This window comes from Diaphorobacter caeni (assembly GCF_015354245.1).
Taxonomy (GTDB): domain Bacteria; phylum Pseudomonadota; class Gammaproteobacteria; order Burkholderiales; family Burkholderiaceae_C; genus Diaphorobacter_A; species Diaphorobacter_A caeni.
Genome location: NZ_JADKYZ010000006.1, coordinates 109,741 through 128,379 on the forward strand (window position 1 = coordinate 109,741; position 18,639 = coordinate 128,379).

At 61.2% G+C, this 18,639-nt stretch carries 15 protein-coding genes, 1 tRNA gene and 1 pseudogene; 13 read left to right on the forward strand and 4 right to left on the reverse strand.

The features are described 5' to 3' along the window. Positions 1–18 precede the first annotated feature (18 nt). The 3 genes and pseudogenes from ISG32_RS15785 (at position 19) to ISG32_RS15795 (ending at position 1,105) form a co-directional block, all read left to right on the forward strand. Positions 19–111: transfer RNA gene (locus ISG32_RS15785), tRNA-Ser, on the forward strand. 360 nt (positions 112–471) lie between these two features. Next, positions 472–680: pseudogene (locus ISG32_RS15790) on the forward strand (transposase); the annotation flags it as partial. Positions 681–817: 137 nt separating this feature from the next. Continuing rightward, on the forward strand, positions 818–1,105 hold the full coding sequence (locus ISG32_RS15795; RefSeq protein WP_194771992.1) for a hypothetical protein: 288 nt from the start codon (positions 818–820) through the stop codon (positions 1,103–1,105). Between the two features lie 697 nt (positions 1,106–1,802). Here ISG32_RS15795 and ISG32_RS27565 read toward each other — a convergent pair. After that, entirely contained in the window at positions 1,803–2,594 is a 792-nt protein-coding gene (locus ISG32_RS27565) for a hypothetical protein (RefSeq protein ID WP_228529859.1), read from the reverse strand. A 1,017-nt stretch (positions 2,595–3,611) separates the two neighbouring features. On the opposite strand from ISG32_RS27565, the gene ISG32_RS27900 reads away from it, so the two are divergent. Beyond that, on the forward strand, positions 3,612–3,794 hold the full coding sequence (locus ISG32_RS27900; RefSeq protein WP_194772242.1) for an acyloxyacyl hydrolase: 183 nt from the start codon (positions 3,612–3,614) through the stop codon (positions 3,792–3,794). 48 nt (positions 3,795–3,842) lie between these two features. Beyond that, positions 3,843–5,804 carry an esterase/lipase family protein gene (locus tag ISG32_RS15815; protein WP_194771994.1) on the forward strand — a complete coding sequence of 654 codons (1,962 nt, stop codon included), beginning with the start codon at positions 3,843–3,845 and terminating at the stop codon, positions 5,802–5,804. A gap of 202 nt (positions 5,805–6,006) precedes the next feature. On the opposite strand, the gene ISG32_RS15820 is transcribed toward ISG32_RS15815, so the two are convergent. After that, the gene (locus ISG32_RS15820; protein WP_194771995.1) at positions 6,007–6,903 is read right to left on the reverse strand and encodes a LysR substrate-binding domain-containing protein; all 897 of its coding nucleotides are present in this window, start codon (positions 6,901–6,903) and stop codon (positions 6,007–6,009) included. Positions 6,904–7,032: 129 nt separating this feature from the next. Here ISG32_RS15820 and ISG32_RS15825 point away from each other — a divergent pair, with 129 nt between their 5' ends. Next, positions 7,033–8,241 (forward strand): MFS transporter, encoded by a 1,209-nt coding sequence (locus ISG32_RS15825; RefSeq protein ID WP_194771996.1) that lies wholly within the window; start codon positions 7,033–7,035, stop codon positions 8,239–8,241. A gap of 9 nt (positions 8,242–8,250) precedes the next feature. Here ISG32_RS15825 and ISG32_RS15830 read toward each other — a convergent pair whose 3' ends face one another. Then, positions 8,251–8,388 carry a hypothetical protein gene (locus ISG32_RS15830; RefSeq protein WP_194771997.1) on the reverse strand — a complete coding sequence of 46 codons (138 nt, stop codon included), beginning with the start codon at positions 8,386–8,388 and terminating at the stop codon, positions 8,251–8,253. A gap of 303 nt (positions 8,389–8,691) precedes the next feature. On the opposite strand from ISG32_RS15830, the gene ISG32_RS15835 reads away from it, so the two are divergent. After that, a complete protein-coding gene (locus ISG32_RS15835) occupies positions 8,692–9,573 on the forward strand; it encodes an aminotransferase class IV (RefSeq protein WP_194771998.1) in 882 nt (293 codons plus the stop codon). 21 nt (positions 9,574–9,594) lie between these two features. Here the strand turns inward: ISG32_RS15835 and ISG32_RS15840 are convergent, their stop codons facing one another. Continuing rightward, on the reverse strand, positions 9,595–10,524 hold the full coding sequence (locus ISG32_RS15840) for a LysR family transcriptional regulator (RefSeq protein ID WP_194771999.1): 930 nt from the start codon (positions 10,522–10,524) through the stop codon (positions 9,595–9,597). A gap of 178 nt (positions 10,525–10,702) precedes the next feature. On the opposite strand from ISG32_RS15840, the gene ISG32_RS15845 reads away from it, so the two are divergent. From ISG32_RS15845 to ISG32_RS15870, 6 genes are all read left to right on the forward strand, one after another. Continuing rightward, positions 10,703–11,965 carry an aminotransferase-like domain-containing protein gene (locus tag ISG32_RS15845; RefSeq protein WP_228529860.1) on the forward strand — a complete coding sequence of 421 codons (1,263 nt, stop codon included), beginning with the start codon at positions 10,703–10,705 and terminating at the stop codon, positions 11,963–11,965. Between the two features lie 49 nt (positions 11,966–12,014). Beyond that, the gene (locus ISG32_RS15850; protein ID WP_194772000.1) at positions 12,015–13,556 is read left to right on the forward strand and encodes an acetolactate synthase large subunit; all 1,542 of its coding nucleotides are present in this window, start codon (positions 12,015–12,017) and stop codon (positions 13,554–13,556) included. Between the two features lie 201 nt (positions 13,557–13,757). Beyond that, the gene (locus ISG32_RS15855) at positions 13,758–15,197 is read left to right on the forward strand and encodes an NAD-dependent succinate-semialdehyde dehydrogenase (protein ID WP_194772001.1); all 1,440 of its coding nucleotides are present in this window, start codon (positions 13,758–13,760) and stop codon (positions 15,195–15,197) included. Positions 15,198–15,207: 10 nt separating this feature from the next. Further along, on the forward strand, positions 15,208–16,437 hold the full coding sequence (locus tag ISG32_RS15860) for a M20 aminoacylase family protein (protein ID WP_194772002.1): 1,230 nt from the start codon (positions 15,208–15,210) through the stop codon (positions 16,435–16,437). Then, positions 16,434–17,426, forward strand: a complete 993-nt coding sequence (locus tag ISG32_RS15865) for a Bug family tripartite tricarboxylate transporter substrate binding protein (RefSeq protein ID WP_194772003.1) — start codon at positions 16,434–16,436, stop codon at positions 17,424–17,426. Before ISG32_RS15860 ends, ISG32_RS15865 begins: the two co-directional genes overlap by 4 nt. Before the next feature lie 126 nt (positions 17,427–17,552). Then, on the forward strand, positions 17,553–18,515 hold the full coding sequence (locus ISG32_RS15870) for a Bug family tripartite tricarboxylate transporter substrate binding protein (RefSeq protein ID WP_194772004.1): 963 nt from the start codon (positions 17,553–17,555) through the stop codon (positions 18,513–18,515). The last annotated feature ends 124 nt before the right edge of the window (positions 18,516–18,639 follow it).

The window sequence follows — 18,639 nt, forward strand, 5'->3', positions numbered from 1 at the left end:
GGTTACAATAGCTGCATTGGAAACGTGACCGAGTGGCCGAAGGTGCTCCCCTGCTAAGGGAGTATGGGGTGTAGAGCCTCATCGAGGGTTCGAATCCCTCCGTTTCCGCCAAGAAATAAAGCCTAAGTGATCGATTCACTTAGGCTTTTTCTTTTGGAGTCTCTGCAAGTGACACCCCAACTGACACTATTTCCCTCTCGTTCCTGTGCCGCCCTCTGGCAGGCTGATGGCGGCGTTGATCGCATTCCGGTTTCGACCTTGGTCCACGTTGGGGATCCACTTCGCGTAGTCCTTCATCATGACCTGCAGGCTTTGGCCGTGCTGGCGCGCCACGTACCAAGGGGTAGCACCCGCCATCAGAACGTGACTGACGAATTTCGCAGATCGTTCGGAAGGGAGTGTCGGATCTTGCCGTGTTTGAGCGCGGCGCTGTTGCGCCACTCCGGTTCTGCAGCGCGGTAGGCTCGCCAGATGAGTGAATCGAGCTGGGGCGCAAGCGTTACCGCACCACAAACTGGAAGGTGTACAACGCAGCATTGAAGGCAAGGGGCGGCTTGACGATCTGGCTGAATTCTGGGCTGCAGTGGTTCGCGCCTCCAAGCGGCACGCGTGGCCGCAATCGCACCTTCTCAGATGCTGCCCTCGAGTTTTGCCTGACCATCAAATGGCTGTTCGGCTTACCCTCAGGCTGATTTATGCGCCAAAGCCGTTCAGACCACCTTTGGGTGGTTTTTTTGGCGAGCGACCTGCCCAGGGTTGTGAGTTTTGAGCTGTATCAAACGAATCTGACAGTTGTTGACCGTCATCCTGTGAGCCCATGCTCGACACTGAGGTGATGGCAGAGAACCTCGATATCACACCCATAATCGACGCGTTTCATGCGCGCGCAGAGTATCTTGACAGCGTCGAAGATCCGTTCGACCTAGATCCCGCCATTGTGAAATTGGCGCAATGGATCACCAAAGAAAAGCGCTGGCTGACAAAGGATGATCTGGAAGCTCTATGCGATGTTGGCGGGATGCTGTTCCGCAAGCAGTTGCTCCGACATGCCCAGGCAAGCGCGACTACCAATGAGCGGGTTGATCGGGTGGCCATTGATCCGTGAGATCTGATTCATGGAACTTGCCGAGGGGAGGGCTGATCCATGGTTCAGGCCCGCCGCCACCGGAGCATCCACTCAACGTCCATCCTCTCTTGGCGGTGACGCTGCGCGGATCATCAATCTTCAGTGAGGGGGCCGGGTCGAGCGGGGTCATTCCGCCGACGCCTCAGAATCTTGGTCTGCCAGCGGCGTCCCGTCTCTTTCTTTAAACCAGCGCTTGTTGTGATGGCGAGATAGTTGTGGTCAGGTGTGTTGCTCGCATCCTCTGAGATTTCTGCGCGAATCACGGATGGAAATTCATCCTTGTCCAAGCCGAGCACGGCGCTCAGCAGTTGGACCTGAATGCGAATTTCAATGCAACTGCATCCTTGATGGTGGTGCCACCTCCCTTGACCCATGATGAACAATCGCGAAGGTTGACTGCACACAGGACATGATGATTTCTTATATTCATTCATGGGCCCCATCATGGCACTTGATATGAGTCAATTGACAATATCTGTGTATTTATTGACATTTCGCGGGCTTGTTCCATTGTTCGGAATCGCTTCACGACAGTCTGTCTGAGTCGTTGCACTCCACCAGCGTTCGCCCCAAACCTGCCAAGCTCGCCCTGTATCAGTGAAGCAGCGGAAGCCCGGTGGGGAGACCCGCCACTGAAGAGTGGCGAAGGCGGCGTCCTTTGATGACTGCCATTTCCTCAGACTTTTTTTCTTAGGCGGAGTGCTCCAGCGCAGGCCAGCAGCAAGCCCATGATTGAGAGCGTCAGTGTCCCAGCAGTTGGAACGGGTTTGGCGGAGAGGGATGGGTCCGTGCACATCCCGGGCGTTGCATCCTTGCCCGCTGCGCCTGGTGCGCCCGGAGGTCCGGCAACGCCCGCCAAGCCAACGGCACCGTCAGGCCCCGCCGGGCCTTGCGGACCCGGAAGACCGGGACGCCCAATATAGGGTGTGGTGCACGACAAGCTCACCAGAGTTGGCGCAGTCCGATCATTCGGATCATTGCTTTCCAGATGCTGACTACGGGTGATTGGAAACGTCAGTGTGGAATCCTGGCCGCACATCTTGGCGGCATAGGTGGGCCAGACGATCGGAATCGTGATCATGCAATCAGTCGTCGGCACTCCAATATTGTTGCCGTCAGTCGTTGCCATGTCATGACCTGGCACCGCAGCTACCGTAGATCCGCAGCCATTGGAAGCCGGGCCTGCCGAACTGATCTGCAGGGGGAAGGGCAATTCGATACTTGCGCCGAATTCGCCAGTCGACCAGGTCCCCTGACCGAATCTTGAAACCTTCAACGTCAAAGTCGAAGTGCCACCGGGCGCCACATCAGTGACGGACATGGTGGCTTCCAGTTCTGCGCGATAGTTCACTTGTGCGAACGCGCTGGCACTGCCAAGTACCATGCCCAGCGTCACGGCCATTTGCAGCGCCCTCAGGGGGGCGTGCACCTCATGGGTGCCGCTTTGTATATTGGCTGATTTGCCCATGGTGCGGCTCACTTGGTGCAACAGGCGCCTGCGGGACCAGTCGCTCCAGTCGCTCCGGCTGGGCCAGCAGGGCCCTGTGGTCCATCTGCGCCGGGGGGGCCCGGTGGGCCGGGAGGGCCTGGTGGGCCAGCCGGTGGAGGTGGGGCGGGACAGCTGACGGGTGTCGGAGCCGGTGCGCCAGCGTTATCCGTGGTACCGACGATGGTGACGGTCGCATCCGGTCCGCAAAGTCCCTGCGCGTACTTGGGCCATACGAAGGACAGCGTGGTGGTGCAAGTTGCGTTCGCACCCAGCGCGTCAGCGGAAAACCCGAGGATATTGAAATTGGCGTTCGAGCCGTCGACAGCGTTCGGGCAGTCGGAGCTGATCATCGGGTTTGGCGCGGCGAGCAGGGGCGCCGGGAGTCTCAAAGTGGTGCCGAAGCCCGTACTTCCCGCAGGATTGCCAGAGGTTTCTTTTGAGACGAAAGTCAGAGTGGCTGGCGCGCCGGCTGTGAGTGTCGTAGACGTTACGCTGGCGGAGAGCTCATACGTCTGAACGGTCGGTGGAGGCCCGACTTGCGCAGCGGCAGTCTGTACCAATGCCAACGATGTGCCCCCAACTGTCGCAACTTGGGTCAGAAGCACTCCAACCTTCCTTAGCTTTGAACTCTGAATCATGAATTTTGCAGATTGTGGAGCGCCTCAAGATGCACTTGCAGAAGCACCGGGATGACTATGAATTGATATGTATCAATGTAATCCAAAAGATACCAAAAATACAGAGGTGTTATTTTCCGAAAGCAAGCAAGACGCCTAACCAGCCTGGACTGACGACTGTCTTGTGGTGGTTGCGTTGAGTGCGATCACCGAAGGACTGTTGCTTGCGTCAGTGCAATCTGTAGATCGCCGACCAGTGCCGCTTCGGCAGTCGGCGTCATTGGTACATCAACGGCACAGCTTGCTCCGACTGCAAGTGTGGCTCCCGCTGTGCAACTGTTGGTCGCCATTGAGAACGCTCCGGTGATCACCGGAGTGGCTGTCGGGCTCAAAGTTCTCCTCGCGCTGCAGCTTTGCCTCACACATTGGCGTGGGTTATCTGTTTGGGGGCGATTTGAAAATCGAAGTCAGCTTACGCTCGAAGCATCACCCGAACACAGCCATCAAAGAACCCGATCCGGGTGAAAATTGTGTGCGGTTGCGCCATGCCCGTCGCTGTTGATGCGGGGCAGGATGGGTGTACTGCAGTCCCATTGAAGCCTGATCTACCATGTCTCTCACATCTGTTCGCCGTATCTACGCTCTCGCCTTGACCTTCAGCATCTTGGCACTGCTGCAGGGCTGCGCCGGAGTCACAGTCAGCAACCAGGAACCACGCGAATATCTGGCCCAGCGCAGAGCCGATGTACTGACCCATGGCCAACTGAGTGCCGCCACACGCGAGTCGCTGCGCATTATCGGCAGCGATGCCAAGCCGTGTCTGGTCGACGCGCCTGCTTGCCGCGCGCAGTTGGCGTCCGGCAGTGGCCTGGGGGATGAGCGGCGTCTGTCGGCGCTGGCAGAGCTTTGGACGTTTGAGGCTTTGCAGCAAGACAAGCTGCGCCGCTCGGGCTCCGACAAAGCCTATGCGGCCAATGCCGCATGGATGGAGGCTGCGCGCTACGCTTGGGCTTATTTGTTCCTTACTGGCAAAGAGCCCGGCAAGCGAGCTTTTGAGGACCGGCAGACGCAGGTGCGCGACTACTACAACTTCGCCGTGCAACAGGCGATCACGGGCCTCTTCGAGGCACAAAGCCAGTTCAGTGATGGCCTGCCCGGGAGTCTGGCGCACGTCAATGGTGACCAATTGCGATGGCGCGACTGGACTTTCGCGGTCGATGCAAGCGACATTCATCAGCCCACGCAACGCCAACTGCCAAGAGAGCTGATCGCCGCCAGCAGCCTGTCTTTCTCAGGGCTACGCAATACCTACCGGCGCGATGGTTTTGGCGCCGAGCTGGTGGCTGTGTTTGCGCAGCCTGATCCATCCAGCGAAGCGGTGTATGAGGAAGCACGCTTTCCAGCCATCACCACCGTTTTGGCTTTTGAGGGCGACACTTTGGATGCGGTACTGCGCAGCCAACATGCCACGGTGCGCCTGTACGACCCCTATCGTCGCAGCGAAATTTCTCTGGCTCGCAACACCGTGCCGCTGGCGGGCAACTTCACATCGGGCTACGGACTTTGGCTGGCACGCTCAGAGTTCTCCACGCAGGCACTGCGCACCTTGTTGGGACGTGAGCGCGGCATCACCAGACCGCGCATCCACCTGATGCAGCCCTATGACCCCAACCGCCGTGTGATTGTCATGCTGCACGGCCTTGCCAGCAGCCCCGAAGCGTGGATCAACGTGGCCAACGAAGTTCTGGGTGAAGAAGCGCTGCGCCGCAACTACCAGATCTGGCAGGTCTACTACCCCACCAATGCGCCGATTCCACTGAATAACCGCAACATACGCAAAGCGTTGGAAGAGACCCTGCAGCACTTCGATCCGGCAGGCACGGCAACCGCATCAAAGCGCATCACCTTGGTCGGCCACAGCATGGGAGGTGTTCTGGCACGGTTGATGGTGACGGACACGAAGGGGCACTTGGTGGACAGCATGGCGGCGCAACTGAAGCTGTCAGCATCGACCAGGGAGCAAGTGCAGGGTGAACTGAATGAGCTGCTGGAGTTTTCTGCGGTGCCACAGGTGAGCAACGCGGTGTTCATTGCCGCACCGCACCGTGGCACCGACTTTGCCAACCACCGCATTGCACGCTGGGCATCCAACCTGATCACGTTGCCGTTTTCGATGGTGGAAAGCTTCGCCAAAGCGGCGACCCATATCGAGCGTACCCAGCCGCAGGAAGGTCGCGCATCGCTGCACATACCCAACAGCATCGACAACCTCAGCGACCGCGACCCGTTTGTACGCGCCACTGCGCAGCTGTCCATTGCACCGGGCGTGCGCTTTCACACCATCATCGGCAACAACACACCTGACAAACCCTTGCTGCTCAGCAGTGATGGCATCGTGCCCTACAGCAGTGCGCACTGGGATGGCGCGGAGTCGGAACTGGTGATCGCCTCGGGCCACAGCGTGCAAGAAACACCACCGGCCATCATCGAGCTGCGACGTATTCTGCGTGGGCAATTGGCGAAGGATTCAACCTTCCGGCGCGCTGACGGTGGCAGTGGCATCGAAGAATAAGCAACGATGTGGTTTCGATCCGTTCATCACTTTTCGGGTTGAAGAAAGTAGATTTCCGATGAAGTTGGATCCGGGTCATTTGGGACCTGCGGCGATGGCTGGCAATGGCTGGTAGTGGCTGGTACCGGCAGGTACTGGCTGCATCGCAGCAGACGGCCCGAGGCCGCGCCTGCAGGACCGTGTGGAGATCGTAAGCACGCTCTTAACCGTCTTCCTGAATCCGAAGTGACAAGAGCCAACTCTTCAGCTTGGCCGTCGCAGGGCGCAAGTCTGCTCCTTTGGCGTGAACCACGTAGTAGCCTTTGCCGACGCTCAATGGCAGCTTGAACGGCTCAAAAAGCGTTCCGTCGCGTATCTCGGTTTCAGTCAATATGGCACTGCTCAACACGACCCCTTGTCCATGCCGCGCAGTCTCGATCGCCAACAGGGACTGATCGAAGTGCTGCTGACCCGGTATGGCGGCGATCTGTTTATCGGTGAGCTGACTGAACCGGTGAAACCAGGACTGCCAGTGCGGCTGCAACGTGGTGTGCAGCAGGGTTGCGCGAACCAGGTCCTCTGGTTTTTTGAGGCGCAGTTTGCGGGCATATTCGGGAGAACAGTACAAGCGAGCCTCGTCGCTGTACAGCAGCGTCACGTCCAGAGTGGGGTCGTGTCCATCGAAGTAGCGAATGGCGAGATCAACCCGGTCACGCTCAAAGTCAATCAAGGCGGTGTCGGCGCTCAGGTGCAGTGATGCTCCAGGATATTGGCTCAGAAACCCCTCCATGCGAGGCGCGAACCACTTGGCGGCCAATGTTGGCGGCATGGACAACCAGACTTCATTGACGTGGCTTAGCCGAAGCTGATCGCTCGCCTGCTGGATACGGGCCAGAGCGGGTTTGATGCTGGCCCAGTATTTCAGAGCCTCGGCAGTCGGGTGCAGCTGCCGAACCGTTCTGATGAAAAGGGGGACTCCAACCCAATCCTCGAGCTTCTGTATCTGCTGCCCGACAGCGCCGGGAGTCACGTGCAGATCACTCGCGGCGAGGGTAAGGCTCTGATGCTTCATGACGGCATCAAAAACCAGCAGTGCTTTGATCGGTAAAGCGGACTTCATGGAATAGATTTTCTACTTTATGCCTAAGATTAAATCGGTTGTGCGCAGGTCGGTCGCTCAGGAGAATCGAGCATTGAACATAGTGGCGCTTCATTCGAAACGCGCCTCTCCTTCTTTGCGAATTCACACATGACAAATCGGAAATTCTGGACTCTTGTATTGGTGGCCTCGGCCATCATGATGGTCACCATGGGGGCAAGACAATCCATGGGACTTTTCCTCTCTCCCTTGAATACACACACAGGCCTCGGGATCGCCAACATCAGTTTTGTCATGGCAGTCGCCCAGTTGGTGTGGGGGGCCGTGCAGCCCATTTTCGGCGCGGTTGCGGATCGCTGGGGCCCTGGCCGCGTGATCGTCCTCGGCGCGTTGATGTTGGCGGCAGGCTCCGCACTGACGACGCAAGTCACCAGCCAGTGGGGTCTGATTTTCGCAGTGGGGCTGCTGAGTGCCGCAGGTGCTGGAGCGGGAAGTTTTTCTATTCTAATCGGCGCCACGGCCCAGCGCATTCCGGCGGAGCGACGCTCGTTTGCAGGAGGCGTCATCAATGCGGGAGGGAGCATGGGACAGTTCATCTTCGCGCCCTTGTATCAGGCAGTGATGTCGGCCTATGGATGGATGAGTGCCCTGTGGACGATGGCAGCCATGGCGCTCACCACGGCGCCGATGGCTTGGTGGTTGCGCAAGACACCGGCTCAGGCCGCAGCAGTCTCTGCAGCCCCGGACACGATGACTCTTCGCCAACAACTCGCCATCGCATTTCGCGACAAAAGCTACTGGTGTCTGCATGCCGGGTTCTTCACTTGCGGTTTTCATATCGCATTCCTGGTGACTCATATGCCCGGAGTGGTCGATCTGTGTGGTTTGAGCCCGAGCGTGGCATCCACATCGCTGGCCATCATCGGTCTCTCGAACGTCTTTGGCAGCCTCATGGCAGGAGCGTTGGGCTCCCGCGTGCGCATGAAGATGATCCTGTTCTGGATGTACGCGTCGCGTGCCGTGGCAGTGCTTTTGTACATGGCGGCGCCGAAAGAACCCTGGACGTTCTACATCTTCGCGGCTGTACTGGGTGTCACTTGGCTCGCCACCGTGCCGCCGACCGCGGGGCTGACCGGGAAGCTGTTTGGCGCCAGGTATCTCGGCACCCTGTTTGGACTGACGCTGTTGACTCATCAGATCGGAGGTTTCCTCGGTGCCTGGTTGGGGGGCGTGGCAGTTGTACAGACTGGCAACTACGAATGGATGTGGTGGGCCGACGCCGCCTTGGCTCTGCTGGCTGCTTTCGTCAACTTGCCCATCAAGGAAGCCAAGCCCACCGTGAGAGCGGTACTGGCCTAGCGGTCGTGCTCAGACAAGGCGCTTCTCCCTGAAGTGGTTCACATCGAGTTTGGTGGAGGGCAAGCGGTTGAAGTGCGGATATGTCTGCCTGCGCAAGGTGGGCAACGTGCCGCCAGCAGTTTGCCTCAGCTTCTGCTTGCGGTACATGCCCCACGGACTCCTGCAGTCTGTCGTGGTTGAACCCATGTCGCTACTGCAGCGTTGCCAACTTCGGTGATTCACGCGTATTCCACGGACTGCGTTGGTGGATGAGCGTGTCCGCAAAAACTGGAGATGGCCGCCCCCAATCTGCGCTGTTTTCTGGTGCCTGCTCGAGTGACTGTCTGGATGCTTATGCCCTGAATCCCCATCGGATCAGTTGATTCAGAAAACTCACAAGGTGATTCGAACTAGTCACTTTACTGCTGTCGAATCGATGGAAAGAATGGTTGTTTTCACAAGGAGCTGTGCATGAGCGATGGCGGTGTGCAATGCAGAACGGTGTATCTGGATGGCGAGTGGTTGCCGGAGGATCAGGCCAAGGTGTCCGTTTTTGATCGGGGCTTTGTGTTTGCCGATGCGATCTATGAAGTGACGGCCGTGGCCGAAGGCAAGCTGATCGATTTTGATTTTCATGTGGCGCGATTGGAGCGCTCCCTTTCCGCTCTGGGCATTCCCATGCCGTTGACGGCGGGGGAGTGGCTGGAGCTGCACAGGCAGATCTGTGTGCGCAATGGAATTGTCGACGGGCTGGTCTACATGCAGATCACGCGGGGCGTGCAGGATCGGAATTTTGTGATCGCCGATGGCTTGCGGCCCACGGTGGTGCTGTTCACGCAGGTCAGAAACGTGCTGGCGAATCCGAAATGGAAGACCGGCATTGCCGTGCGCACGGTTCCCGATGGACGCTGGGCCAATCGCCACGTCAAGACGGTGCAGCTGCTGTATTCGTCCATGGCCAAGACGCAGGCGGTGCGTGATGGCTTCGACGATGCCCTGTTCGTCGAAGACGGGGAGATCACGGAGACGTGCTCGGCCAACTTTCACATGGTGCAAAGCGACGGAACCCTGGTCACGCGCGGCCTGTCCGACGCGCTGCCGCATGGGGTGACGCGTGCCAGCATTCTGGATATCGCAGCAGCAGCGGGCATCCGGACGGTGCAGCGAACGTTTTCGGTGGCCGAGGCGCAAAGCGCCTCCGAGGCCTTCATCACGGATTCCGTGGGCATGGTGACTCCCGTGGTGTCCATCGACAGAGTCCCCATCGGCGAAGGCGTGCCGGGGCCCGTGGCGCAGCGCCTCCTGCAGCTCTATATCGATCAGAAGCTGCAGAGCGGCGTGCGCGTGCACTGAGGACCCGCTGTCGCTCGCGCTTCAGGCGTGGGCTTGCGGGTGCTGTGGCAGGGTCTGCGCAAAGCGCTGGGCCTCTTCGAGAATCCATGTGCGGAAAGCCTCCAGCGGCACGCTGTGGCGCATGTTGTTGGGGTAGACGAGGTAGTACGAATCTTCTGCGGGAATCGACAACGGATGTGCGCGCACCACGCCGTTGTCCCACGCGGTCTTGGGCACGAAGAACTCCGGCACCAGCGCGATGCCGAGCCCGGATTCGGCCGCGCGGATCATCATGGAATGCTGCTCGAAGCCGACGCTGCGCTCGGGCATCGTCTCCTGCGGCAGCTGGGCGGCATCGAACCATTGCCGCCACGACTCCTGACGTGTGGTCGAGAACAGCAGCGGAAACTTGAGCAGGTCAGCGGCCTTGCCGATGCTGTCGCCGATCAGGTCCTTGCGTGCAATCACGACCATCTCTTCACCGAAAAGCAGCTCCGAGGTTGCCCAGGGCCAGACCGGCTTGCCGTGGTGAATGGCGGCTTCGAAATGCTCCTCGTTGAACGAGAACGGATTGGAGCGCACGCCCATGTTCACGCGGATCTGGGGATGCTTTTCATAGAAGCCCGGCAGCCGGGGAATCAACCATTCCAGCGCAAACGTGGGCAGCACGGCCAGCTCCAGACTGCCGTCGCCGCTGCCGTGCGCCGAGATGGACAGGGTATCGCGTTCGATGGCGCGCAGCGATGCCCTGATCTGTTCGCTGTACAGGCGTCCGGCTCTGGTCAGCACGACGCGCTGTTTCACGCGTGCGAACAGGCGGATGTTGAGGTTGGACTCCAGGGCATTGATCTGCCGCGAGATCGCGCTTTCCGTCAGAAAGAGTTCCCGCGCGGCGAGCGTGAAGCTTTCATGGCGGGCAGCAGCCTCGAATGCGATCAATGCGGCCATGGGCGGGATTCGATTGCGAAGCATGTTGATTCATAAAAGTCATCATGTGGCAATTTTATATCGCTTTACGGGTTGGGTCGTCGGTAGAAAAATCACTTCAAAACAGCATCGAACTCGAAATCAATGCCATTCGAGCCCGCGCTCAAAAATGACTTTTAAGAAAGACTGCCTTGTTTCGACCCAAGGGATTTCCCTTGAAGAAATGGCGCAACCCACCGGACACCACATGGCCTCCTACCGCTTCGCCTCTGTCTACGTCGATCCCAAGGGTTCGCCGATCCGCGCGCTCTACAAGCATCTCGGCGAGCCCGGCATGATCTCGTTCGCAGGCGGCTACCCCGACCCGCAACTGTTCGATGAGGAGGGCCTGCGCCAGGCTTCCGAGCGAGCCTTCGCCAACAGCAAGGGCTGCCTCGAATACGGCGCGACGGAAGGAACGCCCGGACTGAAGAACGAGATCGTGCGGCTGATGCACACCAGAGGGGTGAGCACCCGGCCCGAGAACATCATCGTGACGACGGGCTCGCAGCAGGCCTTCGATCTGGTTCTGCGGGTGATGGTGGAAAAGGGCGACAGGGTGCTGGTCGAGCAGCCGACCTATTCGACCAACATCCAGGCCGTCCATGCGTATCAGGCCAACGTCCAGTCGGTCCCCGTGACTGCCGATGGTCTGGATGTCGAGGCCCTGGAGCGCATGCTGGCGAGCGCCCGTGTCTCGGGGCAGTTGCCCAAGCTCCTCTACACGATTCCCAATTTCAGCAACCCGTCGGGAGCGACCATGCCGCGCGAACGACGAATCCGCTTGCTGCAGCTGGCCGCTCAGTACCAGCTCCTGCTGGTGGAGGACGATCCCTACGGCGGGCTGCGCTTCAAGGGCGAGGCGGTGCCTTCATTGATGGCGCTGGCCGGCGAAGTGCCCGGTGCGCAGGACTGGGTCGTGCACCTGTCCAGTCTCTCGAAGATCGTCGCCCCGGGCCTGAGAGTGGGGTGGGCCGTCGCTCCCGTCGAGATCCTCAGGCGCTGTTCGGTGGCCAAGCAAAGCGCGGATGTGGGCAGTTCCCCATGGACGCAAAGCATCGCCGCGGAGTATCTGTCCGGCGGACGAATGACCACACATCTGGAGCACATCTGCGCGGCCTACGGAGCCAAGTGCAGAGCGCTGGCCGATGGCTTGCGGCGAGAGCTGGGTGAGGCGTTGGCGTTTCACGAGCCTTCGGGCGGCATGTTCATCTGGGCCCGTCTCACGGGGACGGTCACCGCATCCGAACTGCTGGAGCGGGCCATTGCACGCGGCGTGATGTTCGTCCCCGGTGAAGGCTTTCAGGTGGACTCTAGCGATCCTTTCACACTGCGCCTGTCGTTCGCCACGCCGACGCTCGACGAGGTCGCATTGGGAACCCGCCGATTGGGCGAAGCGCTGGCGGATGCGCTAGCCCGCAAAAGTCCGCAGGCGCTGCCCGCCTGACGGCGGAAATCTTCCCCGAACCACTCCACACCAACAAGGAAACTGACACATGAACGGAGCCAAGAGTCTGGTTCAGACATTGCTCGCCGCAGGCATCGATACCTGCTTCGCCAATCCCGGAACCAGCGAGATGCACTTCGTCGCGGCGCTGGACCAAGTGCCCGGCATGAAGTGCGTGCTGGGCCTGCAGGAGAACGTGGTCACGGGCATGGCCGATGGCTACTATCGGATGGCGCGCAAGCCCGCATGCACGCTCCTGCACTGTGCACCGGGTCTGGCAAATGGCATGGGCAACCTGCACAACGCACGCCGCGCGCGCAGCGGCATCGTCAACATCGTGGGAGATCAGGCGATCTATCACCGCCCGTTTGACGCACCGCTGACCGGAGACACGGTGGGCATGGCACAGACGGTGTCGGCCTGGGTGCGCACCAGCACCAGCACGCAGGAGCTCGGCCGCGATGCGGTCGAGGCGGTGCGTGCGGCATCGACCTATCCGGGCCAGATCGCCACCCTGATTCTGCCGGCCGATGTGTCCTGGCAGGACGGCGGCGCGGTCGGCGTGCCGATGGCGGCGGCACGGCCGCCATCGATCGATCTGGGCGCGGTGGACCGCGCGGCCAAGATCCTCCGCGACCAGGACGACGTTCTGCTGCTGATGGCCGGCCCGGCCGTGCTGGCCGAGGGCCAGAAGCTCGCCTGGCGCATCGCTCAGGCCACGGGCGCCAAGGTGATGGCGAGCTATGTGACATCGCATCTGGCGCGCGGGCAGGGCCACCTGCAACTGGAGCGGGTGCCCTACAACATGGAGGCCGCCATTCAGGCGCTCAAGCCATTTGGGCACATCATTCTGGTGAACGCCGCTCCGCCCGTCGGCTTCTTTGGTTATCCGGGCATGCCTTCGGTGCAGCATCGCAGCGACGCGGTGTTCCACACGCTCTCGCGCCCCGATCAGGATCCCGTTGAGGCACTGGCGGCGCTGGCACTGGCGCTGGGGGCTCCGCAGGTGGGTATGCCGGATCCCGGACCGCGCCCCGAGGCCGTGCGTGGTGCGCCCACTCCGGAAGGTCTGGCGCAGACGCTGGCGGCGCTGATGCCCGAGAACGCCATCGTCTCGGACGAAAGCATCTCGTACGGGCGAGGCTTCTACAAGTTCACGCATGCCGCTCCCGCTCACGAATGGCTGCATCTTGCCGGTGGCGCCATCGGCGACGGCATGCCCGTCGCGACGGGCGCGGCGCTGGGTGCGGGCAAGCAGCGCCGCGTGATCAACCTGCAGGCGGACGGCTCGGCCATGTACTCGCTGCAGTCATTGTGGACACAGGCGCGCGAGCAATTGCCGGTGACGACCATCATCCTCAACAACAGCAAGTACAACATCCTCATCGGCGAGTACGCCAACGTCGGCGCCACTCCCGGCGAGACGGCGATGAGCATGCTGGATCTGGGCAACCCGTCGCTCGACTGGGTCCGCATGGCAAACGGCATGGGGGTCGAAGCCGCACGCGCCACCACGCTGGAGGCCTGTGCCGATCTCATGGCGAGCAGCTTCGGTAGACAAACGCCATTCCTCATCGAACTGATGATCTGAGAGCGTGCTGACGATCTCCACACGGCCTTGCAGGCGCGGCTTTGGGCGCTCTGCTGCGTTGCAAATCCTCGCGCCGAGATCGTCAACACGCTCTGAGCGGCGCGGTGGCAGGCCTCTGCCATCGCTCTTCACGACGCTTCGCAACTCTCTTTTGTGACCCCGTTTCCCGACACGCCCGCGCGTCGGGGGCGTGGTGAACCCATGACCTATCCAGATACACAACTCTTCATCGACGGCATGTGGCGAGCGGCGTCCAACGGCGCGACGCTGCCCGTCGTCAACCCCGCCACTGGCTCCGAGATCGGTCGCGTGGCGCGGGCCAGCCTGGCCGATCTCGACAGTGCGTTGGCGGCGGCCCAGCGCGGCTTCGAGACATGGCGTGACATGACCTCCCTGACACGCGGGCAGATCCTGCGTCAGGCCGCGACTCTGGTGCGTGAACGTGCGGAGCACATCGCACAGGTGCTGACGCAGGAACAGGGCAAGCCTGTATCCGAGGCCACGGGCGAAACACTGGCCGCTGCAGACATCCTCGACTGGTTTGCAGACGAAGGCATGCGCGTCTATGGACGAGTCGTGCCGTCGCGGCGCAATCCGGCGATCCGGCAGACAGTGGTGCGCGATCCGCTGGGCCCGGTGGCCGCATTCACGCCGTGGAATTTTCCGATCAACCAGCTGGTTCTCAAGCTGGCTCCCGCACTGGCCGCAGGATGCTCCGTGATTGCGAAGGCGGCGGAGGAGACACCCGCAGCGCCGGCGGCACTGGTGGCAGCGCTGGCCGATGCGGGTTTGCCCAAAGGCGTGCTGGGGCTGGTCTATGGTGATCCCGCCGAGATTTCCAGCCATCTCATCGCGCATCCCGTGATCCGCAAGGTCACGTTCACCGGGTCGACGGCCGTCGGCAAGCAACTGGCGGCCCTGGCCGGTGCGCACATGAAGCGCGTGACCATGGAGCTGGGCGGGCATGCGCCGGTGATCGTGTGCGAGGACGCGAACCTTGAGCTGGCCGTGAAGTCGTGCGGATCGGCCAAGTTCCGCAACGCGGGACAGGTCTGCATTTCGCCGACGCGATTCCTCGTCCACGAGAGCCTTGTGCGACCCTTCTCGGAAGCCCTTGCGCGCCAAGCGCAGGCGGTGCAAGTCGGCAACGGGCTCGATCCAGGCACGGAAATGGGGCCTCTCGCCAACCCGCGTCGCGTCAGCGCGATGGAAGACCTCGTGGAGGACGCCCAGCGGGCGGGCGCCCAGCTGCTCGCGGGCGGAAAGCGCATCGGCGACGCAGGCAATTTCTGGTCACCCACCGTGCTGGCGGACGTACCTCTTCATGCGAGGGTCTTCAATGAAGAGCCCTTCGGACCGATCGCCGCCATCCGCAGCTTCAACCATCTGGATGACGCCATCGCGGAAGCCAACCGCCTGCCTTACGGGCTTGCGGGATACGGCTTCACCGAATCGCTGAAGAATGCCGATCTGTTGGGGCGCAAGGTCGAGGTGGGAATGCTGTGGCTGAACATGCCCGCCTCCACCAGCCCGGAGCTGCCCTTCGGCGGCATGAAGGATTCGGGATACGGCTCCGAAGGTGGGCCCGAAGCGCTCGAGGCCTATCTGAGCGTCCGCTCCGTGGTGGTGCGCAATGCCTGAGGACGCTGTCATGACCCAGACTCCCGCTCTTGTGCCCGAGTCCGAAGCGGGCCCGCTTTCCGCCTACCTTGGAGCGTTGGTGGCGTTGCGGCGCGACCTGCATGCGCATCCCGAACTGAAGTTCGAGGAGCATCGCACGGCGGACAGGATCGCGGCCTACCTGTCGGCGCTCGGTGTGCCGATGCACAGGGGGCTTGGCCGCACGGGCATCGTCGCCACCATCGTCGGAAAAGGTGGGGCGCAGGGCGCCAGCGCGCGGGCGATCGGGATTCGCGCCGACATGGATGCGTTGCCGATCCAGGAGCTCAACGCTTTCGATCATCGCAGCCAAAGCGACGGCCGGATGCATGCCTGTGGCCACGACGGCCACACGGCCATGCTGCTCGGTGCCGCCACGTTGCTAGCCGAGCGGCCGGATTTCGATGGCACGGTGCACCTGATCTTCCAGCCTGGCGAGGAGGGCGGTGCAGGCGCACGGCTGATGATGGAGGAGGGGCTGTTCACCATGTTCCCCTGCGATGCGGTGTTCGCCCTGCACAACTGGCCTTCCTTGCCAGCAGGAGAAATGGGAGTCCGCGTCGGGCCGATCATGGCCTCCGCCAACCGCTTCGAAATCCGTGTGCAGGGACGTGGAGGCCACGCGGCGTTGCCCCATACCACGGTCGATCCCATCCCCGTGGCCTGTGCCATCGTGGGTCAGCTGCAGACCTTGGTCTCGCGGGCCATCGACCCGCTGGACAGCGCGGTGCTCACGGTCGGAAAGATCGAGGCCGGAACGATCGAGAACATCATTCCCGACGAGGCGGCCATCTATGGCACCTGCCGCACGCTCTCGCCGCTGACCCTCAAGCGCATGCTCGAGGGGATCGAGCGGATCGCAAGCCATGTGGCAGCCGCACATGACGCCAAGGCCACCGTGGTCTGGAAGCCCGGCTATCCAAGCACCTGCAATACACGCGACGAAGCCCTCTTCATGGGCGATGTCATGCGGGAGATGGTGGGCGAGCAGCGTGCCCATCCGGATGTGATGCCCGCCATGACGGCCGAGGATTTCGGCTTCATGCTCGAACAGATTCCGGGTGCCTACGGTTTCATCGGCAACGGTGCCAACGGCCAGCCGGGCGTCACCCTGCACAGCCCTCACTACGACTTCAACGACGACAACATCGCATTGGGCGCTCGCTTCTGGGAGCGTCTGGTGCGCCGCTGGTTTGCCAACTCAAACAAGGAGACACCATGAAAAACCGTTTCAGCCAAGGGCGACGCAAGGCATTGAGCCGGTTGGCCGCAGCAGGAGCCCTCTGGGCTGCCGGTGGCGGCGCACTTGCCTCCGCGAACTGGCCTCAGAAGACCCTGCGCCTCATCGTTCCCTATCCGGCAGGCGGCGTCTCGGACATCATCGCCCGATTGATGGCGCAGCGACTGGCCGTGGCGCTCGGACAGTCCATCGTGGTGGACAACCGGCCTGGCGCGGGCGGCACGATGGGCATCGACGCGATGGTCAAGACGGGCGGCGATGGCAACACGTTCGCCTTCACGCCCATCAGTCCGATCACGCTCAGCCCGCATCTCGTGAAAGTCGGATTCAACCCGATGAAGGACATCGCTGCCGTGGCGCCGGTGATGTACTCGCCGGTATACGTCTGCGCCACCGAAGCGTTCAAGGGCAAGACGCTGGCGGACGCCATCACTCAGGCGAAGTCCGGCAGCGTGACCATGGCCTGCCTCGGCTTCGGATCGGTCGGTCACATCATGATCGAGCAGCTTCGCCGTCAGACGGCAAGCGATCTGGTGCCGGTGCCGTACAAGGGCGATTCCCAACTGCTGCCCGATGCGGTGGGAGCGCAGTTCGACATCCTGCTGATCAATCCATCGGAGCCGGTGAACGCCTTGATTCAGCGAGGAAAGCTGCGCGTCATTGCGGTGGGCTCACCTGAGCGTCTGCCGGCATGGCCGGACGCTCCGACGCTGGGAGAGCTGGGATACGCGGACGCCAACATGACCTCGCTCTTTGGATTTGTCGCACCCGCCTCCATCTCGCCCGAGGCGGTGCAGCGCCTGAACGCGGAAGTCAACGTGTTGCTGCAGCAACCTGAGCTGCGCGATCGGGTCCAGAAACTGGACAACGTGGCGCTTTCTCAAACCGCATCGCAATTCGGCGCCTCGCTTCGCTCCGCTTTCGAGCAAAACGGAAAGATCGTCAAGCAAGCCAACATCAAGGCCGAGTGAACGAGGCTCTCGCGTCGCCCGGAACATGGCAAGAAGGAGGAGCATCGCAGCCATCCCTTGGTTTTCGTGAAACCCCACCCACCACATACATTCGCGCCCAAGAACGCGAGCACAAGGAGACAGACAATGAACAAACGCAATTTCCGACTGGCCCTCTCTCTGGCCGCCATCATGGCCGCATTGCCCATGACATCCAAGGCCCAGGAAACGGCATTGAGAGTGATCGTTCCCTATTCCGCAGGCGGCAGCGCTGACGTCATCGCCCGCATGCTGACGGACGGGCTCAAGGAACATATGGGACGCATGGCCATCGTCGAGAATCGGCCCGGAGCCGGTGGCCGGATCGCGTTGTCGTCGCTGAAGGCGGCGCCCGGTGACGGAGCGGCCGTGGTGCTGGCCTTCACCGGCGTGCTTGTGAATTCCATCGTCTTCCAGAATGCCAAGGACTTCAGCTTCAAGGACGATTTCGTGGGGCTGGCGCAGGTGGGCACCATGCCTGCGGGATTGGCCGTGCCCTGGCAGCACAAGGCCAACAACCTCAAGGAATTCATCGACCTGCGCAAGCAGGAGGGAGACTTTGTCTACGGCAACATGGGGCCCGGCTCGCTCACCCATCTGGCAGGACTGCGCTTTGCGGCGGCCACGCATCTCAAGGCCAACCCGATCGCCTATCAGGGCGGAGCACCCATGGCGAATGATCTGATGGGCGGACAGATTGATTCGGGGCTGGACACCGTGGGTGATTTCGTGGAGCGCCACAAGGGCAAAAAGCTGAAGGTGCTGGGCGTCATGGGCAGCAAGCGATTCTCGCTGCTCCCCGATGTGCCCACGATGGCTGAACAGGGCGTTGCAAATGTGGAGGCCGAAATGTGGCTGGGCTTTCTGGGCTCCAGCAAGAACAGCCCGGCTTTCAATGCACGCTTTCAGGAGGCAGTGAAGAAGACCATGGAGTCACCTGCGCTCAGAGAAAAAATGGGCAAGCTCATCGATATCGAATACAAGGCCAGCGCTGACTTCCGCAAGGTGATGGAGGCGGACTTCGCGACCTGGACGCCGCTCATCGTGAGTTCGGGACTGGTGCAGAACTGAGATCGCAAAAACGCATCTGAGATGCAAGGAAAAAGAGGTTTGAAGCGTCGCGCTTCAAACCTCTCTTGGACCTTATGGGGATCGCCAACACGCGCTTGCAAGCGTCGATGCCCGTATTGAAAGA